This window comes from Achromobacter semiaridum, assembly GCF_053543755.1.
This window is the reverse complement of the sequence record NZ_JBLVOL010000004.1, coordinates 1-20,798: the sequence shown is the minus strand read 5'-3', so window position 1 is coordinate 20,798 and position 20,798 is coordinate 1. Positions and strand designations below refer to the sequence as shown.

Here is a 20,798-nt window from a genome sequence, read left to right as displayed (position 1 = left end):
GCAGTCAGGAGGGCTTTCCTTCCTGGCTGCCCTTTACGCGTTTTGCCGTCGCCGTGTCGCCCTCCTTCATAGGGTAAAGCGGGCCAATGACTCGCGGGCGCGCAACGGTACGCCATATTACTTATAGTTATTAAAAATGAAAAAAACGGTCGTTCTCTTCAGAAGAGAAAAGATACAAAATCGCTTGCCATGATTCACATCGAGAACTTATCCAAGACCTATGCCACGCCGCATGGACAATTCCAGGCGCTGCGAGGCATCAACCTGCACATTGAGCAGGGCGAGGTCTTCGGCATCATCGGCCCCAGCGGGGCCGGTAAAAGCACGCTGGTCCAGTGCATCAACCTGCTTGAGCGTCCGAACGAAGGCACGATTGCCATCGGCGGACAGCAACTTACCGGACTGAACGAGGCGCAGCTGCGTGGTCAGCGCCGTCGTATCGGCATGGTGTTCCAGGGCTTTAACCTGCTGTCGCGCCGCACGGTGTACGGCAATGTCGCGCTGCCGCTGGAAATCGCGGGCGTGGCCAAGGCCGAAATCCCGGCGCGTGTCGAACGGCTGTTGGCGCTGGTGGGCCTGGAACACCTGCGTGACCGTTATCCCAGCCAGATCAGCGGCGGCCAGAAGCAGCGCGTGGGCATTGCGCGCGCGTTGGCCAACAATCCGGACGTGCTGCTCAGCGATGAAGCCACGTCCGCGCTGGACCCCGAAACCACGCACAACATCCTGGCGCTGCTGCGCGACATCAATCGCAAGACGGGTGTGACGGTCGTGATGATCACACACCAGATGGAAGTGGTGCGCGAGGTGTGCGACCGGGTGGCCGTGCTGTCGCAAGGTGAAGTGGTTGAAATCGGCAGCACGCGCGAAGTGTTCGCGCAGCCGCGCCATGACGTCACGCGCGGCATGGTGTCGGCCGCCACCGCGTCCGACCTGACCGACGCCACCTTGGCCGCCGTGAAAGAACGCATCGCCGCGCTGGCCGCCGCGCAGCCGGGCCAGGCCGTGCGCTTGTTGCGCCTGTCGCTGACCGGCACGGATTCGTCGGGCTCGTTCCTGACCGATCTGTCCAAGCAGTTTTCGCTGGACGTGGGCCTGGTGCAGGCCCGCGTTGAAGACATCCAGGGCGTGGCCGTGGGCACGATGTTCGTGCTGGCCCAAGGCACGCCCGCCGCGGTCAAGGACGCGATTGCCGCGTTGACCGCCCGTGACATTACCGTTGAAGAAATAGCTCATGAGTCCGCAACTGATCGACCTGCTTATTACGTCGCTGCTTGACACCTTGTTGATGGTGGGCGTGGCCAGCGCGATTGCGGTGGTCATCGGCATCCCGCTGGGCGTGACGCTGACCGTCACCGCGCGCGGCAACATGCTGGAGAACCAGCCCGTGAACCACGTGCTGGGCGCCATCATCAATGCCACGCGATCGGTGCCCTTCGTCATCCTGATGGTCGCCATCATTCCGTTCACGCGGCTGGTGGCGCAGACGTCCATCGGCACCACGGCCGCGATCGTGCCGCTGTCGGTGGCCGCGATTCCGTTCATGGCCCGCATTGCTGAAAACGCCATGCGCGAAGTGGACCCTGGCCTGATCACGGCGGCGCGCGCCATGGGCGCATCGCCGATGCAGATCATCCTGAAGGTGCTGTTGCCCGAAGCCTTGCCGGGCCTGATCGCCGCCACCATCGTCACCGTGGTCAGCCTGATCGGCTATTCGGCGATGGCCGGCGCCATTGGCGGCGGCGGCCTGGGCGACCTGGCCATCCGCTACGGCTACCAGCGTTTTCAATCGGACGTCATGGCCGCGGTCGTGATCGTGCTGATCGTGTTGGTGCAGGCTATTCAAAGCCTGGGCGACCGCTTCGTACGCCGCATGTCGCATCGCTGAACGCGGCAGCGTCGTTTTCGTCTGGCATCACATCGCTTCAATTTCGCTTCACTCTTGCTTCAATCTTCTTTCTACTTCCGTTACTCGGGATATCGCAACATGAGCATCAAGGTTTTGAAGTCGCTGGCTGCATTCGCGCTTGGCGCCGCCGTATTCGCCCAGCCCGCGCTGGCACAAGACAAGCCGTTGAAGGTTGGCGTCACCGCCGGCCCGCACGCGCAGATCTTTGATGTGGTCAAGGCTGAAGCCGCCAAGCAAGGGCTGAACATCCAGATCATCGAATTCACCGACTACGTGCAGCCCAACGTGGCGCTGGCCGCGGGCGACCTGGATCTGAACAGCTACCAGCATCAGCCCTATCTGGACAACGCCAACGCCGACCGCGGCTACAAGCTGGTCAGCATCGCCAAGACGGTGATTTTCCCGATCGGCATCTACAGCAAGAAGATCAAGTCGCTGGCCGAACTGAAAGACGGCGCCCGCATTGCGCTGCCGAACGACCCGACCAACGGTGGTCGCGCCCTGTTGCTGCTGCAAGCCAATGGCTTGATCAAGCTGCGTCCGGAAGCCGGCCTGAAGGCTACCCCGATCGACGTCGTTGAAAACAAGAAGAAGCTGCGCTTCATCGAACTGGACGCCGCCCAGTTGCCGCGTTCGCTGGACGACACCGATGCGTCGGCCATCAACACCAACTTTGCGCTGGAAGCCGGCCTGAACCCCACCAAGGACGCCATCGCCCAGGAATCGCCGGATTCGCCTTACGCCAACGTGCTGGTCGTGCGTGAAAAGGACAAGGACCGCGCCGAATTCGCCAAGCTGGTCAGCGTCTATCACAGCCCGGCCGTGAAGCAGTTCATCGAAACCAAGTACAAGGGCGCCGTGGTGGCCGCCTGGTAATCCAGGACGCCGCACCGCCCGGGAACGGCCGCCGCAAGCGGCCGTTTTTTATGGATGCGCGGATCGCTCGAGTGGATCGGGGCGTCATTATTTTGACAAGTCCGAAGAAATCCGCCATAATTTCTGGCTTCGGTCGGGCTGATAGCTCAGTCGGTAGAGCAGCGGACTTTTAATCCGTTGGTCGCGAGTTCGAGTCTCGCTCAGCCCACCACAGAACACCGCAAGACCCGCAATGGAAAAAACGCCGCTATCACTAGCGGCGTTTTTTTTCGTCTGCGGGGAGACGGTGGTTCGTGGACTCTCCTTCTTAGAACCTAACCGCCAACTTCAGCACGCCCGACTGCTGGCGGTTGCCGCCGCCGAACTGCGCGTCGTAGGCCACGCCCGCCGTGGTGTTCCGGGCGATGGCCATTTCAGCGCCCAGGCCCACCACCGCCGCGTCACGCGCGATGGGAACGCCTGTCACCGAGAACGTGCTGCCGCCTTCAAACGCCAATTCCTGCTTGGGGCTCACGTCGCCCATGGCATGGCGCCAGCCCAGCGTTGCGGTCAGTCGGCCCGGCGCGCGGTTGGATGCGAAATCCCACGAGCCGCGCAGGCCCAGCGTGGTGCTGGTCACGTCGTCCGTGTTGCCCGAACCGTGCAAGGCCGCCGTGCCGCCCGTCTCCTTGAAGTCGCGCGTGCGCAGCTGGTTCCACGCCAACCCGGCGTAGGGCTCGATGCTGGTCGTGTCGCTCATCGGCAGCTTGTAGCCCAGTTCCGTGAACAGCTGGGTTGACGACGCGTGGTAAGACGATTCCAGCCGTTGGTTCAAGCTGCCGGCCGCCACGTTGCGCTTGGCGTCGATGTCGTGCCAGGTGTAGGCCGCGCCCGCCATGAAGCGGATGGCACCCGGGCCCGCGCTGAAATTGCGTCCACCAAACAACGATGCCGTGTAGCTGTCGACATTCGTGCGCGAGGAAACGTCAGACATCGAGTTGTGGCTGCCGATGTAGCCCAACGCGCCGCCCATGCGCCAGCCATTGCCCACGTCGCCATCGGCGCCGAAGAAGAAGCCGCCGGCCGACTGGTTGACGCTGGACGCGTTGCCGTCACCCTTGAACGTGCTCCAGTTGCCGAACGCCTGCGCCCACACCGGGTAGGCGCCGCTTTGTGGCAGCGCGTCGGACGTGGACGATCCCAGTTGCGCCGTGGGCCGGCCCGCCATCGCGGGTGCGTCCAGGTTGGCGCGCAGGTGCGAAAGGGGCAGGGTACGCACGGCATCCGACTGGCTTTGCAGGATGCTGGTGGTGCTGGCGTAGGCTTCGCCCGACAGCATCGCCAGGGCCGCTCGCGCTTGGCCCGGCGTCATGGCCAGCACCGCGTCGGTTACCTGGCTGGCGGCCGTGGCTTTGCCGGATGTGCTGCCGCTGGCGACAACCGTGGAACCGGGGGCGGTCGGTGTGGCGCCGTTGCCGGTGGCGGGGGGCGTCGTCGACGAAGTGGAGGTGGAGGTATCACCGGTTGCGGTCGTCGCGTTGCCGGCGGACGTCGAACCATTGCCAGCTGTCGCCGAGCCACTACCGGCGGACGTCGAACCATTGCCGGCCGGCGTCGAACCAGTACCGGCGGACGTCGAGCCATTGCCGGCCGGCGTCGACCCATTGCCGGTGGACGCCGAACCATTGCCTGCCGGCGTCGATCCACTACCCGCCGACGCAGACCCATTGCCGGCCGACGCGGACCCGTTACCGCCCGTGGCCGGTGCTTCCTGGTCCAGTGCGCCGCCCACGCTGTTTTCGTTGCCCGTGTTGCCCACGCTGCCGATCGGCACGTCGTTGCGCGTCAGCGTCATGAAGGCGTTCTTGGCGTCGTAGCTCAGGGTGGGCGTCAGGAACGCATAGCCGCTGGACGCCCCTGTGAACCGACCCTGGATGCCGCCATCCGCCGTCAGGATGTTGTACGTGGTGCGCGGCGCGTAGTTGCCGTCCGGACCCACGTGCGCGACGCTGCCGTCCAGGTAGGCAACGCCGGTGACGTGGATGCGGTCGCTGGCGCTGCTGGCCGGGTCGGCGTGCACGCGATAGATCGTGTCCTGGCCAAAGTTCAGGTTGCCGTTGATGGTCAGCGTGCCGATGGGCGATCCATCATTGCCCGGCGACACCACGGCGGTGGGGTAAAGCGTGGTGCTGCCCAATTGACCCACCCCGGCCAGCACGACTTCGCGGCCGATATCCACCGGCCCGTTCAACTTGCCGTCGATTTCCAGCGCGCCGTCCGCGATCAGGATGGGGCCGGTCAAGCCGCTGCTGTCGGCAGTCAGGATGACCGAGCCCGGGCCGGTCTTGACGAAGCCCTGTGTGCCCTGCAAGGGGTTGTCGATGATGTCGACGAACTGGCCCGAGGCATAGGTGCCATCGCCCACGACGATCGCCGGCGGGTTGCCGCCGTTGCCCACCAGCGTGATAGGCGCGCCTTGCAGGCGGTAGCGGTCGGTGGCGAACTGGATGCCGGACACGCGGACGGGGCCCGCGCCGCCGTCCACGGTAACCGTGCCGGCCGCGCCCGTGAAAATCGCGTAGCCGCCATCCGGCAGGGCGCCCGTGGCGTTGCCGGGGCTGTTCCAGTTGGTGCTTGAGGCGCTCCAGGTGCCGTTGCCGCCGCCCGCGCGCGTGGCGGATGCCGCGCCGTTGCCGTTCCACAGATTGGTTGTGCTGGGGCCAAGGATAAGGTTGATTTGCTTATCGCCCGTCAGCGACTGGATGGTGGCCCCGGGTGCCGAGTCGCCGGTGACGCTGCCCAGCGTCAGTCCGTTGCCCGACAAGCTGCCGCCGTACGACAAGATGCGGTAATAGCCCGCGTTCACGCCCAAGGTATTCACCGTGACGTTCAGCGTCGTGTTGTTGATGGCGGCGTCGCCACGGACCGTGATGTTGTCGCCCGTGCCGGGTTGGGTGATGGGCAGGCCCGCGTAGCCGGTCTCGAAGGCAAACACGCTGTTGTTCATCGACAGGTTGCCGTTGACGACCAGGTTGCCGTTGGAAACGCCGGTTGGCGTGCCGACTTCGTACCCCGGCGCAACCCGCGCGCCCGAGACGTTCAAGTCCCCATTGACGGTGCCGAAGCCCGCCACCGTGCCATTCGATGATGCGTTGACGTTGCCGCCCAGCGTGACGCCCGCGCCACCGCCATTGCCACCGATTACCAACGTACCGCCGTTGACGTCCACGCCACCCGTGTAATTGGCCGACCCGTCGAACACTTGCGTATTACCGGGCGAAACCGTCAAGTCGGCGGCCATGACGCCGCCGCAATACGTCGTACCCAGCGCCAGTGTCGCCGTCAGCCACTTCTTCGTGCCGTATATCAAAACTGCGTCCTTTGTCTCGATTAATAATCCACGGCACAAACATTGCTGGATTGTTTTAAACGTATTGCTACGTAACAGGCCAATATGATTGAACCGAATGGGTTAACGAAAAAAAGGACGCAATTTATACCAGTTCTTTTATATAACAAAACGCTTGTTAACAGATACCATCCATATTCAAAATACCTGCGTGCTGGATACCAACCGCAGTATTAATAAATAGACGCCGGATACCATCCTGTTATATAAAACGCGAACTTTGAAACATTGATTATTATTAAAAGACAAAACGCAGCGATCAATATCTCCACGTCATATGCAGCGACCCCGCGTTTTCACGATTGCCGCCGCCGAATTGGCCGCTGTAGGTCAAACCAATCGTCGCGTTTTTGCTGACGGCGGTTTCGACGCCCAACTCGGCCAGCGCGGCATTGCGTGCGATGGGCGCGCCAGCCACGGTAAAGGCTTGTCCGCCATCAAAAGACATCACGGACTGGGGCTGCACGTCTCCAAAAGCATGCCGCCAGCCCAAGGTCGCTTGCAGGCGGCCTTCGGTTTGGCCCACCGTAAAGTTCGTCAGCGCGCGCAAGCCCAGCGTGCTGCTGGTTTGCGTGGCGCTGTCGCTTTGGCCACGCAGCGCGGCTGAGCCACCCGATTCCGAGAAGCCACGGGTGCGCGTGTCGCTCCATGCCAGGCCGGCAAAGGGCTCGACGCTGACGTGTTCCGACACGGGCAAGGCGTAGCCCAGTTCCGCGAACAATTGCGTTGTGCTGGCGCCATAATCGGCCGTCAGCTTTTGCGTAGCGCCCGCCACGCTGGCGTGACGTTCGGTGGATATGTCGTGCCAGGTGTACGACGTGCCCAGCATCAGATTCAACTTTCCCGGCCCCACCTCAAACACTTTGCCGCCGAACACGGCTGCGCTGTACCCGGCGACATCGGCTTTGGACGAGCGGTCGTCAACGCGTATGTCGGCGTCGGTAAAGCCCAGCGCGCCGCCCAGGCGCCAGCCGCCGCCCAGGGCATGGTCCACGCCGGCGAACACGCCGCCTGTCTTCTGGCGAACTTGCCCGGTATCGCTGTTGCCTTTCAAGGTTTGCCAGTTGCCGATCACTTCCGCCCAGGCGGGCTGCGCGTTCGACGAAGGCAAGGCGGACGCCAAGGGCGTGCCGCCGGCCTGGGCGGTGGGGGCGCCCGGCCGCATTCCCGCGCCCATATTGGCGCGCAGATAGGCCAGCGGCACGGTGCGCACCGTGTTGTTAAAGCCGGTCAGGCTGGACGTGACGCTGGCGTGCGCCTCGCCGGACAGGCTGTTGAACGCGGCGCTGGTCGCGCCTTCCGGCAGCGTCAGGATGTAGTCGTGCAGGGGGTTGCCGGCGGGCAGGCTGTCCAGCGCGTTGGCCACGGCGCGTTGATTGCCGCTTTGCGCCGCGTCGGCAAAGGCGATGGGGCGGGTCGGCATTTCCGGGGTGCCAGGGTCCACGGGCACCTGCTTGCGGCCAAGCTGCATCACGACATTCTGGGCGTCATAACGCAACGCCGGGTCCAGAAAAGCGTAGTTGGACGACAAGGTGTCGAACCGCCCGTTGATCGTGCCGGCGCTAAGAATCGTGTATTCGCGCTGCGTCTGGAAACCGCCGTCCGGCCCGATATGGACGGCCGACCCCGCCAGATTCGCCGTCCCGCTGACCACCACGCGGCTGCTTGCCGCCGACTGCGAATCCGCCATCACCTGGTAGACCGATCCTGGCGAGAAAGTCAGGTCGCCCGCCACGGTCAGCACGCCGCCAAGCTTGCCGGGCGACAGGATGGCGCCGCTTTGCAGCGTGGTCGTGCCAACCTGGCCAACCCCGCGCAATGACGCGCCACCGGCCACATTCAACGTGCCGCCCAGGATGCCGTTCACCGTCAGCGCGCCGCCTTGCACATGGGTCTGCCCGCTGAAGGCGCCCGAATCGCCCGTCAAGACGGTCGTGCCCGCCAGCACGTCGATCGTGCCCATTCCCGGTGACAAGGAATTGATTGCGGGGGCAAAGACATAATCCGTGCCGGTGTGGTTGAAGACCAGCTTGCCGGTCCCATTGCCAAAGCGCACGCCAAGCGCCGCTTGCACCACGCCGGGCGCCGTGGCGGCATCGCCGGCGGCGGCGCCGATATTCAGGGTGCCGGTCGAGCCGGCCACATCGCCGATCCGGACGCGATTAGCCGTTTCCAGAATGGCGCCGTTGGACAAGGTGACGGTGCCATTGCCCTGATAGCCCACCAGGAATGCGCTGGTCGTCCTGACCTTGGTTTGCGGGCCGTCGGCGACGATGGTGCCTTCGCTTGCCGCGCTGTATCCCGCCACGATCTGAAACGTGTCCACCAGGGCGCCGTCCGTTGCCGTCAGTTCGCCTTTCGATCCTGCGTCCATGCCAACGACGGCCATATCGTTCACGGACGAGAACCGGCTGCCGACTCCGGACACCGCCAGTTTGCCGACACCGCCGGCGTATGAGCCCAAATAGGTTCGGGCTGCCGATGTGGCCGACGCGCCGCCGGTGATGGTGACGGTGCCCGTGCCGCGCCCGCCGATCGTCATGCCGCCGCTGGTCTGTAGTGAGGCTTCGGCGCCGAGGATCTCGACGGTACCCACCGAGCCAGCGCTATTGGCGACCAGCAAGGAGGAACCCTGCGCCGTGCCGTGATCCGAAATCCGCAACACGCCGGCGCCCTTGTCGCTGACGGTAATCTGCCCAGCCTGCAACGCGCTGCCCACGCCCGAAATACTCAGCGTGCCGTTGGACGAAACGTGCGCGCCCAGCGTCACAGTGTTGGCCGTGACGGCTTTGCCGCCCGCTGTAATGTTCAACGTGCCCGCGCCGTATAAACCGAGGGTCAAAAAGGTGGCGTTCCATTGCGAGCCGGTACCGCTGATCGTGGCCGCGCCAGATTCAAGCTCGGACGTGCCGGCCGTAAAACCATTATTCGAATTGCCGACGATGGCGCTGCCGCTGTTTAACGTCCCGCCATTTATCAACGTCAACGATGGGCCGCCGATTGCGCCAAGAAACAATACGCCAGCCTGCCCAGCGCTGTTGTTGATAACCGGCGCGCGGGGTGCCACGCTATTGATGAATAAATAACCGGCGGGGCCAGGTAGCGTCGCGGTGGACCAGTTTTGCGCGTCTTGCCAATCGCTGTTGTGCGTGCCCGTCCACGTGATGTTCTGGGCCAGCGCAGGCGTCGCGGCCAGCAGGCTTAACGACCACGCGCCGCTAAGGCCAAGTGATTGCAGGGCAAGACAAATCGCCCTTTTTTTCATTTCGTAGGAAGGCATTTTCGCTTTTCGGTAATGACATGGGCGACGGCAAAATGGCGCAAGCTTAATAATCAATGCGTAGTACCAGTGCTTAGTAGCAGTGCTTGGCACTTGACGCTGGATGGCCATTTCACAGACAAAGGGAAATCGGGCAGGACGGCACGTCGAATAATGTCGACAAAAAACAAAACGCTGGGGGCGTTCAGATTTTGAATAATTGGCCCAACGGTGTTTTTTCAACGTGCGCAGGCGATCTTACGGACAGCTGACAGCTTCAATACCCTAAGGAAGGCCGATATAAGCGTCCATATATCCCAATGCCATGCGTCCCCGGAATAACCCCTTGCAGATATCCGCTGCGTTGCGCAGCCGAATAATCCCGCGCCACCCAGAATGAGAATTGGGCGGTCTTGATATTCCCGTTTTGCGTCAGGAAGGCGTGCGCGCCGATGCGCCAGACAGCATATGCAGGCTTACGCCGCAACTGCGCGCGCGTTCTGAAAGCGATTCGCTTTGCGTCAACGCGCGCCGGCTTTCTTCCAGCAGCACGTCCAGCTGTTCTTCCAACGTAGCCGCCATGACCCAGGCGCGTTCGGAAAAGCGTTCCGAGAATTGGTCGACGCAGCTCTTACAGATGGCTGCGCCGTTCTTTTCCAGCAACGGCGCGCCCTGGGCCAGCGTGGAATGGCAGAAAATGCAGGCAAGGGCGCGGTTCATTGGGCGGGCGGCTCGTTGTGGTGGGGGCAGGGCGCCACATGGATAACAGCGCCCACGCCTTTAACAACGGCCACCAGCCGGCAAGTCTTAAACCGGAAAACGGCTTAGGGAAAAAATACTCATACAAATGGAGGGTATGGCAGGGCGGTATCCGCCATTTGCATGAGGCGGCGGTAACCGCCTTAGTGCGCGTGCGCGTGCGCGTGCCCGTGGCGTAACGCGACCGGTTGCGGCGTGACGTCGATAATGGTTTCGGCCGGCACCTTGAAGAACGCGGCGGTGGCAGCCAGCCGCTCAGCCTGGTCTTCCAGCGACGACGCGGCAGCGGCGGCTTGCTCGACCAAGGCGGCGTTTTGCTGCGTCACGTCGTCCATCTGTGTGACCGCGCGGTTGATCTGGTCGATGCCCTGCGATTGTTCGGTCGACGCTTCGGTGATTTCCGCCATGATCTGCGTAACGCGCTGCACGGACGACACGATTTCCTGCATCGTCTCGCCCGCCTGGCGCACCTGTTCGGCGCCGCTGTCCACGTTGGTGGTGGACTGTTCGATCAAGTCCTTGACCTCGCGCGCGGCCTGCGCGCTGCGTTGAGCCAGCGACCGCACCTCGCCCGCCACCACCGCAAAACCCTTGCCTTGCTCACCGGCCCGGGCCGCTTCCACGGCGGCGTTCAGTGCCAGGATATTGGTCTGGAACGCGATGCCGTCGATGACCGAAACGATTTCGGCAATGCGGCGCGAGCTATCCGAAATGCGCGACATGGTTTCCACCACCTGGTGCACCGCTTCGCCGCCGCGCATCGCCACCCCGCGGCTTTCCGCCGCCAGCGCGTTGGCCTGGTGGGCGTGTTCGGTGTTCTGCTTGACCGCCGTGGCCAGCTCTTCCATGCTGGCGGCCGTTTCTTCCAGCGACGCGGCCTGCTCTTCCGTGCGTGAAGACAAATTGGTGTTGCCCGACGCGATCTCGGCCGCGCCCGTGTTGATTTCGTTCACGCTGCGGCGCACTTCGGCCACGGTGCGCGTCAGGCTTTCCTGCATGCGTTTCAAGGCCAAGAACAACACGCCGATTTCGTTGTCGGCCCCGGTGTTGACGCGCTGCGTCAGGTCGCCCGAGGCGATGCGGTCGAAATGCACCGCGGCCTCTTTCAACGGGGACAACACCTGGCGGCTGATGAAGCGCCAGCAACCGATGGCAAGAAGCAACGCCAGGCTCAACATGACGATGGCGGCGGTTTCGGCCTGCACATAGCGTCGGTCCGACGCGTCGTTGATCTCCATGGCGCGCCGCTCGGTGTGGGTCAGGATGGCGCCAAGCCGCTCTTCGAAGCGGGCGTCCGCGACGCGGGCCTCGGCCACCGCCGCGCCGTAGCCTTCGGCGGATTGCTTCTGCAACGCATCGCCCAGGGCATCGATGCTACGGACATAGGCGTCGAATACGCCATCCATGTCCGCCGTCATTTTGCGGGCGGCTTCCGTCAGCTTGGGTACCGTCTGGAACACGGCGTAGCGCTTGCGCGCGCTAGCCAGGAACTTGCTTGCCTGCTCGACGCTGGCCTGCGCCTGGGCGGTGCGCCCGGCCTGCACGTCCAGATAGGCGGCCACCAGCGTGATGCGGGTGCGCAACAGCAGGACTTGGGTCTCGTAGAGCGGGCGGGTCTGCTCGGTGGACACCAGATTCAGGTTGTCGACCGCTTCATCCGCCACTTTGGCGAACGACCAGCCCATGCCGGTTGCGGCGGCCAGCGCCAGGACGAACAGCGTAAGGACGGACAGCAGCCCGGTCCGAATTTTCAGGTTCTTAAGCATGCGCGAGACTCCAGCGAAGGCGGTCGGTGCGAGGCCCGCCGCCAAGATCAAGTGATAAACCCGCGACGACTGTAAATTTAGATTACAAATTTAACAATTGATCATTTCTCAGCGCCCCGTTGTCGTTTCGGCAACGCAGCAGGCGGTGGCGCGCCCGCGCCTAGAACAACCCTTCGGTGTCGCTGCGCAGATAGCGCAAAAACCGCTGGGCCGCGTCGGGCAGCGGGCGCGATACGTGGGTCTGGATCTGGATCTGGCCGCCATTCAACAGGGCGTCTTCGACTGGCCGGCAAACCAATGTGCCGGCCGTCAGCTGGGCGGCGGCGGTCAAGCGGGCGCACAAGGTCACCGCGTTGCCCGTCTGCACATAGTGGTAGACCGCATCGGGATGGTTGGAGGTGAAGGCGGGCGACAGGGTCGTGTTGTACAGGCTTGAGGCCATGTCCAGCAGCCGACGCAACGCGCTGCCGCCCTCGGGCAGCGCCAGCGGATAGCCCGACAACTGCGTCAAATGCAACGAGCCATGGGCGGCCAGGGGATGGCCGGGCCGCATCACGGCCACGATCTCAGCCGGCCGTGCACAGATGACGGCAATGTCCTGTTCGGCCGCGTGGCTGTACGTGACGCCGATGTCGGCCTGGGCCGAGCGCACCCTTTCGGTCACCAGGCCGGCGTCCAGCACGGTCAGGTTAAAGCGCACCGATGGGTGCTCTGCCTGGAATGCGGCGAATTTGGGCGGCAGCTCGCGCGCCGCAATGCCATGGGCGCCGGCGATCTTCACGGTTTGCGTGTAACGCCCGTTCTGGCCGCCGATCTCGGCGTATGTGCGTGCGGCATCGGCTTCCACGCGCCGTGCGTGGTCCGCCAGAATGCGGCCTACCTCGGTCACGCGCATGCCTTTCGGATGGCGTTCAAACAGCTGGTTTTGCAGGCGCTGTTCCAGCCCCGCGATCTGCCGGCTGACCGCCGAGCTCACAACGTTCAGCCGCGCGGCGGCGCCATTGACGGACCCGGTGTCGACGACGGTAAGAAAATAACGAAGCGCGGTGCTATCGAAGTGGAATCGCTTCATTGACGTGGATGCCGTAAATCTCAATGTCGAGTCCAAGCGGTTGGCAGCCGCAAAAATGGCGCGCGGGGCGGATGGCATCGGAAACGGCCGTCGCACGCAAGTCCCGGCGGGCAGGGACCAGCGGAAGTGCCAAACACGGAATTTATGCCAGCAACACCTTTTGCCACAATCGCAAAATAATCAATATTGCATTCGAATTTCGGCAACCGCCGCGTTTTTGCGTAGCGCCACAAATGCAAAACGCGCCCGAAGGCGCGCAGGTACTACGGCATCACACGCAAATTCAATCCACGACGAATCCACCGGGGCCGCTGTGGCCAAGCAGTTCTCGCGCGCATTGCAGGGCTTCGGCGCTGGTGGCCACCGCCAGGAACGGCATGCCGAACGCACGCGCCATTTTCTCGCCGCGCTTGCGGATGCGGTCCAGCGCGTCCGGTTCCCGTTCAACCGCAATAAAGGCGCGGCAACGTGCCTTCAGGCGTTGCATGTTGCGCGTCTGCCAATCGATCATGGCCTTGCGGTCGTCGTGGCCCGCTTCCATACGCATGTCGGGCATGACCATGACGAAGCTCTGCGGGTTGTCCACCAGCATTTCCATCTCGCGTATCCAGCTGGCCGAATAGCCGTCGGGGGCGCCGCCGTGCTTGGCGGTCACGATGGGAAAGCGCGATAGATCATGAAAGAAAAAATGGTCGCGGTTCATTCGAATTCTCCGTGGGCGATCGGCGCGGCGGCTTTGCAGCCGCAACTGCCGTAGAGCACCAGGCTGTAGGAGTCCAGCAGGAAACCGCTGCGCTTGGCGATCTTGCGCACCAGTTGCGCCATGGCGGGATCGCTGGATTCCAGGATCTGTCCGCAGTGCTTGCAGACCAGATGGTCGTGGTGCCCTTTGTCGTTAAGCTCGAACACGGTGTTGTGCGCGTCGAGCTGAGTGCGTTTGAGCAGGCCGGCGTCTTCAAGTTGCGTGATCACGCGATACACCGTGGCCAGGCCGATGCTGCTGCGGTCCGAGATCAGATTGCGGTAGACGTCTGCCGCGCTCATGTGTTGCCCGGCGTGCTGATAAAACAGATCAAGAATCTTCAGACGCGGGAAGGTGGCTTTGATGCCGGCGTCGCGCAGCCGGGTAGTGTCCATCGTTTTCTCCTTCGGGGGGCTGATGCCCGACTGATGAGAATGATGTACATTTTCAACTTCGCCCGCTAACGGGAACCCGTCAACCTGTAGCTCAAAGTTGCCAACCATGCTTCACATGGCCATCGCCAACGCGCGCCCCGACACGCCGCTGACGTCGTTCAGCGTGCAAGGGCGGCGCGAGTCCAAGGGCATCGCCGTGCCTTTGCACGTGCATGACGAAGGCATGCTGACGCTGGTGCACGAAGGCCTGGTGGTGGTTCAGGCCGGCTCGCAGGTCTGGACGGTGATGCCGGGCAGCCTGGGCTGGATTCCCCCGGGCACGCCGCACGGGGCGCGCTGGTTCGGCGATGCGCGCGGCACGTTCCTTTACGTGCGGCCCGACATCTGCCACCGGTTGCCGGCGCACTGCCGGTCATGGCCGTCATCCAAACTTATCGAAGCGCTGGTTGACCGGTTCAGCGCCAGCCAGCCGGGCGAGATGTCCGACGCCTATCAGACTCAGTTGTTTGACGTGCTGTTGCACGAACTGGACTCGCGCGCGCATACGCCGCAACTGTTGCCGATGCCCGTTGACCCGCGTCTGCAGGACCTGGCCAACACGCTGCTGGATACGCCTGACGACATGGCGGGCATCGACGAATGGGCGCAGCGGCTGAACATGTCGTCGCGCACCTTGATGCGCAGGTTCCGACAAGAAACTGGCGTCACGCTGGGGCAGTGGCGGCAGCAGGCGCGCCTGCTGCGCGCACTGGAAATGCTGTGCCGGGGCGGCTCGGTAACGCAGGCGGCCTTGTCGGTGGGCTACGAAAGCACCAGCGCCTTCATCGGCAGTTTTCGGGCGGCTTTCGGCATGACGCCCACGCGTTATCTGGCGGGGCTGCAACCGCATTGACCGTGCGGCGGATGCGTTGCTACGCCGCGGCGGGTTGATCCGGATGCATCGGGCCTTGCGGGTCGTTTTCCGCGTCGGGGCGGGGCGCAACGGGTGCCAGCCCCAGGCCTGCGCGCAGACGTTGGCAGTCCGGGTTGGGCGACCCATCGGGCATCCAGATATCGAATTCCCGGCAGGGCGTGGGGCGGTCTTCGTAGATGGCGCAGTGGATGCCGGGCTTGCCCAGTTCGCCGCGCAGCGAAATGCAGCGGCCGCCTCCCATTTCGGTGCCCTTCATGCAGGCGCGCAGCGGGCTCATCTGCGTGACCAATTCCACCGGCACGTGGCCGCCGTTTTCGCCCGCCAGCTCGCCGCAATAGAACGACACCCGAAAGTGCGAGCAACAGGCGCCGCAGTCCAGGCAAGGGTTGGCATCGGCCTTGTCACCGGCCAGGATGGCGGGCGACACGAACGTCAGAACAGCGGTCTCTAGCAGCGACATGAGAGAGGGGGGGGAAGTTTGGCAAGCCTGCCCAACCCCGGGATGGACGCAAAACGGGCTTGCTGTTGGTGCAAGCCCGTTTGGGATCCGGGGCGCGCGCGGACAGGGCCGGCACGGGATCAGAGCGCAAATAGTAGCTGGATTCAGACCGCGGCTGCTACGACTTTTTTCGGGGACGTTGCTGCGTTAGCATCTGTACCTGACCGCAGCCTGGAGCTTTGCCTTGAACGCCAAAAACGACTTCCCCGACGGCCTGGCCCGTTGCGGCTGGGTGGATACATCCGCCGAATACATGGCCTATCACGACACCGAATGGGGCCGCCCGCAAGGGGATGATCGCGCGCTGTTCGAACAGCTTTGCCTTGAAGGTTTTCAGTCCGGCCTCAGCTGGCGCACCATCCTGAACAAGCGCGCGGCGTTTCGTCGCGCCTTCGCCGACTTCGACCCCGCTCGCGTCGCGAAGTTTGGCGAGACAGACATCCTGGTGCTGTTGGCCGATGCCGGCATCGTGCGCCATCGGGGCAAGATCGAAGCCGTGATCAACAACGCGGCGCGCGCCTTGGAGATGATCGACCGGGAAGGGTCACTGGCCGCGTTCTTCTGGCGCTTTGAAGCGCCCGACGGGTCGCCCTCGACGCTGGGCGCGTCGACATCGGAGCAATCCATCGCGCTGTCCAAGGCGTTAAAAAAACTGGGCTGGAAGTTCGTGGGGCCCACCACCGTCTACGCCTTCATGCAATCGGTGGGCATGGTCAACGACCACACCCCCGACTGCCATTGCCATGCGCCCAGCGACAAGGCGCGCAAGGGGTTCCTGCGGCCACGCTGATCCGCGCCGGGGCGCGGGGATCAGCGCTTGCCGGCGTCCACCGGCGTGGCCGCCATTTCGGGCGTCAGCCCGGGCAGGCTGTAGCGGCCTTCGCGATACGCCCAGCTGGGCCATAGCGCATGGGCCAGTGCTTCGGTGGCCAGCTCGGGGTTCAGAGCAACGGGCGCGTAGTCTTCAGGCGCGGTGTAGCGGTACTGCACCGGCGTCTTGTTGGGCGCCAGCACCAGCAGGTCGTTTTCCTTCAGATACCCGTACGTGTTGTCGTACTGCATGATCGCGCGGCCCGGCGTGCTGCGCGTGAGGTCGTGGCCGATCATCGGGTGTTCGGTATCCACGCCGATCAACGACAGCAGGGTGGGCGGCAGGTCGATCTGGCTGATCAGGCGGTCGTCGCGGCGTGCCTCGACGCCGGCGCCCAGGATCACCGCCGGAATATGGAAGTGGCGCACGGGCACCAGGCTGGCACCGAATACGCGTGAATCGTGGTCGGCCGCCACCAGGAACACGGTGTTCTCCCAGTACGGCGACGCCTTGGCGCGTTCAAAGAAGCGGCCCAGCGCCCAATCCGCATAGCGCACCGTGTTTTCCACGGTGGCGGGGTTGCCTTCTGTCTGGATCCGGCCGGCGGGGTATTCCCAAGGGGTGTGGTTCGATACGCTGAACGCCAGCGTGAAGGTGGGCTTGTCGCCGTCTTCGCGCAGCAGGCGGTCAAGCTGATTGAACATGTCTTCGTCCGACGCGCCCCAGGTGCCGACGAACGCGGGGTCGACGAAGTCGGCGCGGTCAACGATCTGCTTGAAGCCGTTGCCCAGGAAAAAGCCCTTCATATTGTCAAAGTGCGATTCGCCGCCGTAGATGAAGCGCGAATGGTAGCCATGGCGGCCCAGCAGGTCAGCCAGCGAGAAAAAACCGCGCTGCGAGCGGGGCAGCTTCAAGACGGCCTGGGCCGGGGTGGGCAAAAAGCCCGTCACCACGGCTTCCAGCCCGCGCACCGAGCGCGTGCCCGTGGCATAGGCCCGCGTAAACGCCCAGGCCTCGCGCGCCAGCGCATCCAGTTCCGGCGTCAGGTTGGCGCCGCCCAGGCCCGCGCTGTACTGCGCGCCCAGGCTCTCTTCAAGAATGATCACCAGATTCAGCGGCCGCGCCGTCTTGCGCGTGGCGGGTTGGCGATGCAGGCTGGGGTAGTCGGGATTGGCGGGCGGGTTGGGCAGGCCGGCTTGCGCCAGCACCAGGTCGTGCATCTGGTCATCGTCCATGCCGCCGTACACCGCCGATGCGGACTTTTCGTTCTTCATGCTGTAGACGGCGTAGAACACGTTGTAGAGCGAATTGAGCGCCAGCGTGTTCAGCAGGCCGTCCGAGCAGTAGGCCACCGACGACGGGTTGATCGGGCGATGGCCCAGCGTGCCGCGTATGGCCAGGATCACCACCGCCAGGATCACCACGCTGGCAATCGGCATCTGCCACCAGGTCAGCGCCGCGTCGGCCCGGGCGTGTCCGAACAGGGCGAACGCGCCCCAGCCGATCAGCGCCAGGGCGGCAAAGGCGCCCAGCAGCACCAGCTTGTAGCCGCGCCACAGCATGCCCGAGACTTCGCGCGGGTGCTTCAGGTATTCCACGAACAGGCGGTTGGGCCGGGAATCGTATTCCAGGATGAAGGGCGGCGAGGCCACTTCCAGAAAGGCCAGCAGCATGAAGGCCACCAGGTACCAATACCCGGCAAGCGAAGCGGCAATCGGAAAGTGGCCAAAGAAAGGCGACAGCACCGCCGGCAGCGCGGCCAGCACGGCGATCTGATGCGCGTCGATGCGCAAACCGCCCAGCAACAAGGGGACCAGGCCACCGGCATTGCGCACGCGCGGCCATTGCCAGGCGGCCAGCGTCAAGCGGCTTAACGTCAGCAGCGCAAATGCCGCCACTACGAAAATCAGGGTTGAATGCCGCATTGGGCCTCCAGGTTGTTCTGCATCCGGCCCGGTGGGCCGAAACAAATCTTGCGGGCATTGGATCAGCGGCCGCGTGGAAAATTCAGCGAATCCGCGCGCCCGGCCACGCCGGTCACGGATTCGGCTATTTCGCTTTGTAACGGGCCTTATTGTGCTTCAGCTTTGCCGGGCACGCCGCATGCTGCGTCAGGCAAGGCGACAACCGCCATGTCGTCCGGCATGTAGCGCCGCCGCTTGGAAAGATCCGCACACATTATGGGGCCGGCAAGCTTAACCCTTCCCCCAGGCCGCGATACCCTTGTTGGTAAATAGGGTCGGCAGTGACGGGCCGGCCATAACGCCAAGGATGAATGCCATGACGCGAACAAGAAAAATAGCGATCGGGATTGTAGGGGCACTGGCCCTGATCGTGCTGGTATTGGTGGTGGTGATCGCCACCTTTGACTGGAACCGCGCCAAGCCCATGATCAACGAACGCGCCAGCGCCGCCATCGGCCGGCCATTTGCCATCAATGGCGATCTAAGCGTCAAGTGGCAGCGTGAACAGGACGAGGGCGGTTGGCGGGCCTGGGTGCCGTGGCCTCACGTGGTGGCCAACGATATTTCGATCGGCAACGCGCCCTGGGCAAAGGCCCCATATTTCGCCACCCTCAAGCGCGGCGAATTCAGCCTGGCGCCTTTGCCGTTGCTGCGCCAGCGCGTCGTCATCCGCAGAATCCAGCTGACCGAGCCGGCCGCCGATTTGCAACGGCTGGCCGATGGCCGCGCGAACTGGGTGTTCACGCTGCCCGAATCCGGCGAGCCGTCGCCGTGGGTGTTGGACATCAACGAGATCGGTTTTGACAAGGGCCGCGTCGGCTTCGTCGACGAAACGCTTAAGGCCGACCTGACGGTGCTGGTCGATCCGCTGGGCAAGCCCGTGCCGTTCGCCGATGTGGCGGGCGCCGCCGTCGTGCCGCGGGACGGCCAGGCTCCGGCGCCGCGCGACTACGTCTTTGGCTGGAAGGTCGACGGCAAATACAAAGGTCTGAACACCAAGGGCGAAGGCAAGGTTGGCGGCATGCTTGCGCTGCAAGACCCCAAGCAACCCTTCCCGGTCCAGGCGGATGTGGCCGTGGGCGGCACCAAGGCGTCGATCACCGGCACCGTGACCGACCCCGCCAACCTGGGCGCGCTGGACTTGCGCCTGAAGCTGGCCGGTGCATCGATGGCGCAGTTGTACCCCCTGACCGGCGTGACCTTGCCGGACACGCCGCCGTATTCCACGGACGGGCACTTGGTGGCCAAGCTGCAAAACCCCGGCGGCGCCGTCTTTGACTACAAGGATTTCAACGGCAAGGTCGGCAATAGCGACCTGCATGGCGACATCACCTTTGCCCTGGGCGCGCCTCGGCCCAAGCTGACGGGCAAGTTGTCGTCCAAGCAATTGCGCATGGTCGACCTGGGTCCGCTAATCGGGGTGCCGGCAGACGGCACCGCCGCCGCCCCCGCCGACAAGACCAAGGACGCGCCGGCCAAGCCCAAAGGCGGCAAGGTGCTGCCCACGCAGGCGTTTCGCACTGACCGCTGGCGCGACATGGATGCCGATGTCTCGCTGGACGCCGGTCGCATCATCCACGACAGCAAGCTGCCCTTGTCGGACCTGTCGGTGCATGTGGTCTTGCAGGACGGCAAGCTGACGCTGGACCCCTTCAAGTTCGGTATCGCGGGCGGCAACATCAACGGCACCATCAATCTGGACGGCGCCCACGAGACCATGGCCGGCCGCGTGGACCTGCATGCGCGTCGCCTGCGACTCAAGCAGTTGTTCCCCGCCACCGAAGCCATGCAAAAGACGCTGGGCGAACTGAACGGAGATCTTGCCGTCAGCGGCACCGGCAACTCCGTGGCGGCGCTGCTGGGCACGTCCACCGGCGACATCAAAATGCTGGTCAACGATGGCGTCATCAGCCGCAGCCTGATGGAGATCGCCGGCCTGAACGTCGGCAACTACGTCGTGTCCAAGCTGTTTGGCGATGACGAGGTCAAGATCAATTGCGGCGCCGCCGACCTTGCCATGAAGAATGGCGTGATGACGCCGCGCGTCTTTGTGTTTGACACTGAAAACGCCCTGATCACCATCACCGGCACCGCCGATTTCAAGAACGAAAAAATGGATATGGACGTCACGCCCGACAGCAAGGGCTTCCGCATCTTTTCGCTGCGTTCGCCCTTGTACGTGCGCGGTACGTTCGGCGACCCCGATGTCGGCGTGCACGTCGGTCCGCTGGCCGCGCGCGGCGCGGGCATGGTGGCGTTGGGCGTGTTGCTGACCCCGGCCGCCGGGTTGCTGGCCTTGATCGCGCCCAGCACCAACGACGAAAACGCGTGCGGGCCGTTGCTGGAACAGATGCGCAAGCCGCCGACCGCGCCGGCGCAGAAGGGAAAGTAGGTCGGTAAGGATGGCGGCCCTCGGCTAGCGCGCCGCCGCGCCGCCTCGCCGCC

Annotated in this window: 15 protein-coding genes and 1 tRNA gene; 7 read left to right on the top strand and 9 right to left on the bottom strand. The window is 63.9% G+C overall.

What is annotated here, in order from left to right; translation table 11 throughout:
* The first annotated feature begins 189 nt into the window (after positions 1-189).
* The 4 genes from ACNPP0_RS01065 to ACNPP0_RS01050 all read left to right on the top strand — a co-directional run bounded on the left by ACNPP0_RS01065 (position 190) and on the right by ACNPP0_RS01050 (position 2,996).
* Entirely contained in the window at positions 190-1,278 is a 1,089-nt protein-coding gene (locus ACNPP0_RS01065; RefSeq protein WP_046804292.1) for a methionine ABC transporter ATP-binding protein, read from the top strand.
* Positions 1,235-1,888, top strand: coding sequence for a methionine ABC transporter permease (locus tag ACNPP0_RS01060; RefSeq protein WP_006226291.1), 654 nt, complete (start codon positions 1,235-1,237; stop codon positions 1,886-1,888). Before ACNPP0_RS01065 ends, ACNPP0_RS01060 begins: the two co-directional genes overlap by 44 nt.
* Before the next feature lie 99 nt (positions 1,889-1,987).
* Complete coding sequence (locus ACNPP0_RS01055) at positions 1,988-2,785, top strand: MetQ/NlpA family ABC transporter substrate-binding protein (protein WP_332612971.1); 798 nt, start codon at positions 1,988-1,990, stop codon at positions 2,783-2,785.
* A gap of 135 nt (positions 2,786-2,920) precedes the next feature.
* Positions 2,921-2,996 (top strand) — tRNA-Lys (locus tag ACNPP0_RS01050).
* Positions 2,997-3,092: 96 nt separating this feature from the next.
* Here ACNPP0_RS01050 and ACNPP0_RS01045 read toward each other — a convergent pair.
* The 7 genes from ACNPP0_RS01045 to ACNPP0_RS01015 all read right to left on the bottom strand — a co-directional run bounded on the left by ACNPP0_RS01045 (position 3,093) and on the right by ACNPP0_RS01015 (position 14,166).
* Complete coding sequence (locus ACNPP0_RS01045) at positions 3,093-6,134, bottom strand: autotransporter outer membrane beta-barrel domain-containing protein (RefSeq protein WP_332612969.1); 3,042 nt, start codon at positions 6,132-6,134, stop codon at positions 3,093-3,095.
* Positions 6,135-6,432: 298 nt separating this feature from the next.
* On the bottom strand, positions 6,433-9,453 hold the full coding sequence (locus ACNPP0_RS01040) for an autotransporter family protein (protein WP_448704790.1): 3,021 nt from the start codon (positions 9,451-9,453) through the stop codon (positions 6,433-6,435).
* A gap of 411 nt (positions 9,454-9,864) precedes the next feature.
* Entirely contained in the window at positions 9,865-10,152 is a 288-nt protein-coding gene (locus ACNPP0_RS01035) for an MSHA biogenesis protein MshH (protein WP_448704789.1), read from the bottom strand.
* A gap of 182 nt (positions 10,153-10,334) precedes the next feature.
* Positions 10,335-11,957 (bottom strand): methyl-accepting chemotaxis protein, encoded by a 1,623-nt coding sequence (locus tag ACNPP0_RS01030; protein ID WP_448704788.1) that lies wholly within the window; start codon positions 11,955-11,957, stop codon positions 10,335-10,337.
* A gap of 160 nt (positions 11,958-12,117) precedes the next feature.
* Positions 12,118-13,029, bottom strand: coding sequence for a LysR family transcriptional regulator (locus ACNPP0_RS01025; protein ID WP_332612963.1), 912 nt, complete (start codon positions 13,027-13,029; stop codon positions 12,118-12,120).
* Between the two features lie 283 nt (positions 13,030-13,312).
* The gene (locus ACNPP0_RS01020; RefSeq protein ID WP_332612962.1) at positions 13,313-13,732 is read right to left on the bottom strand and encodes a hypothetical protein; all 420 of its coding nucleotides are present in this window, start codon (positions 13,730-13,732) and stop codon (positions 13,313-13,315) included.
* Positions 13,729-14,166, bottom strand: coding sequence for a Fur family transcriptional regulator (locus ACNPP0_RS01015; protein WP_332612961.1), 438 nt, complete (start codon positions 14,164-14,166; stop codon positions 13,729-13,731). The genes ACNPP0_RS01020 and ACNPP0_RS01015 overlap by 4 nt, the downstream gene beginning before the upstream one ends.
* A 106-nt stretch (positions 14,167-14,272) precedes the next feature.
* On the opposite strand from ACNPP0_RS01015, the gene ACNPP0_RS01010 reads away from it, so the two are divergent.
* Entirely contained in the window at positions 14,273-15,058 is a 786-nt protein-coding gene (locus tag ACNPP0_RS01010) for a helix-turn-helix domain-containing protein (RefSeq protein ID WP_332612960.1), read from the top strand.
* A gap of 19 nt (positions 15,059-15,077) precedes the next feature.
* On the opposite strand, the gene ACNPP0_RS01005 is transcribed toward ACNPP0_RS01010, so the two are convergent.
* Positions 15,078-15,539: a YkgJ family cysteine cluster protein gene (locus ACNPP0_RS01005; RefSeq protein WP_046804230.1), complete on the bottom strand. Its 462-nt coding sequence runs from the start codon at positions 15,537-15,539 to the stop codon at positions 15,078-15,080.
* Positions 15,540-15,762: 223 nt separating this feature from the next.
* Here ACNPP0_RS01005 and ACNPP0_RS01000 point away from each other — a divergent pair, with 223 nt between their 5' ends.
* Complete coding sequence (locus tag ACNPP0_RS01000; RefSeq protein WP_332612959.1) at positions 15,763-16,368, top strand: DNA-3-methyladenine glycosylase I; 606 nt, start codon at positions 15,763-15,765, stop codon at positions 16,366-16,368.
* 20 nt (positions 16,369-16,388) lie between these two features.
* On the opposite strand, the gene ACNPP0_RS00995 is transcribed toward ACNPP0_RS01000, so the two are convergent.
* Complete coding sequence (locus tag ACNPP0_RS00995) at positions 16,389-18,314, bottom strand: LTA synthase family protein (protein WP_448704787.1); 1,926 nt, start codon at positions 18,312-18,314, stop codon at positions 16,389-16,391.
* A gap of 355 nt (positions 18,315-18,669) precedes the next feature.
* Between ACNPP0_RS00995 and ACNPP0_RS00990 the strand changes: the two genes are divergently transcribed.
* Positions 18,670-20,745, top strand: coding sequence for an AsmA family protein (locus ACNPP0_RS00990; RefSeq protein WP_448704786.1), 2,076 nt, complete (start codon positions 18,670-18,672; stop codon positions 20,743-20,745).
* The last annotated feature ends 53 nt before the right edge of the window (positions 20,746-20,798 follow it).

What these genes read in the sequence shown, in the direction of transcription:
- ACNPP0_RS01065 (WP_046804292.1), top strand. Translation starts at nt 190, where the DNA reads ATGATTCACATCGAGAACTTATCCAAGACCTATGCCACGCCGCATGGA.
- ACNPP0_RS01060 (WP_006226291.1), top strand. Translation starts at nt 1,235, where the DNA reads ATGAGTCCGCAACTGATCGACCTGCTTATTACGTCGCTGCTTGACACC.
- ACNPP0_RS01055 (WP_332612971.1), top strand. Translation starts at nt 1,988, where the DNA reads ATGAGCATCAAGGTTTTGAAGTCGCTGGCTGCATTCGCGCTTGGCGCC.
- ACNPP0_RS01040 (WP_448704790.1), bottom strand. Translation starts at nt 9,453, where the DNA reads ATGCCTTCCTACGAAATGAAAAAAAGGGCGATTTGTCTTGCCCTGCAA.
- ACNPP0_RS01035 (WP_448704789.1), bottom strand. Translation starts at nt 10,152, where the DNA reads ATGAACCGCGCCCTTGCCTGCATTTTCTGCCATTCCACGCTGGCCCAG.
- ACNPP0_RS01030 (WP_448704788.1), bottom strand. Translation starts at nt 11,957, where the DNA reads ATGCTTAAGAACCTGAAAATTCGGACCGGGCTGCTGTCCGTCCTTACG.
- ACNPP0_RS01025 (WP_332612963.1), bottom strand. Translation starts at nt 13,029, where the DNA reads ATGAAGCGATTCCACTTCGATAGCACCGCGCTTCGTTATTTTCTTACC.
- ACNPP0_RS01020 (WP_332612962.1), bottom strand. Translation starts at nt 13,732, where the DNA reads ATGAACCGCGACCATTTTTTCTTTCATGATCTATCGCGCTTTCCCATC.
- ACNPP0_RS01015 (WP_332612961.1), bottom strand. Translation starts at nt 14,166, where the DNA reads ATGGACACTACCCGGCTGCGCGACGCCGGCATCAAAGCCACCTTCCCG.
- ACNPP0_RS01010 (WP_332612960.1), top strand. Translation starts at nt 14,273, where the DNA reads ATGCTTCACATGGCCATCGCCAACGCGCGCCCCGACACGCCGCTGACG.
- ACNPP0_RS01005 (WP_046804230.1), bottom strand. Translation starts at nt 15,539, where the DNA reads ATGTCGCTGCTAGAGACCGCTGTTCTGACGTTCGTGTCGCCCGCCATC.
- ACNPP0_RS00995 (WP_448704787.1), bottom strand. Translation starts at nt 18,314, where the DNA reads ATGCGGCATTCAACCCTGATTTTCGTAGTGGCGGCATTTGCGCTGCTG.
- ACNPP0_RS00990 (WP_448704786.1), top strand. Translation starts at nt 18,670, where the DNA reads ATGACGCGAACAAGAAAAATAGCGATCGGGATTGTAGGGGCACTGGCC.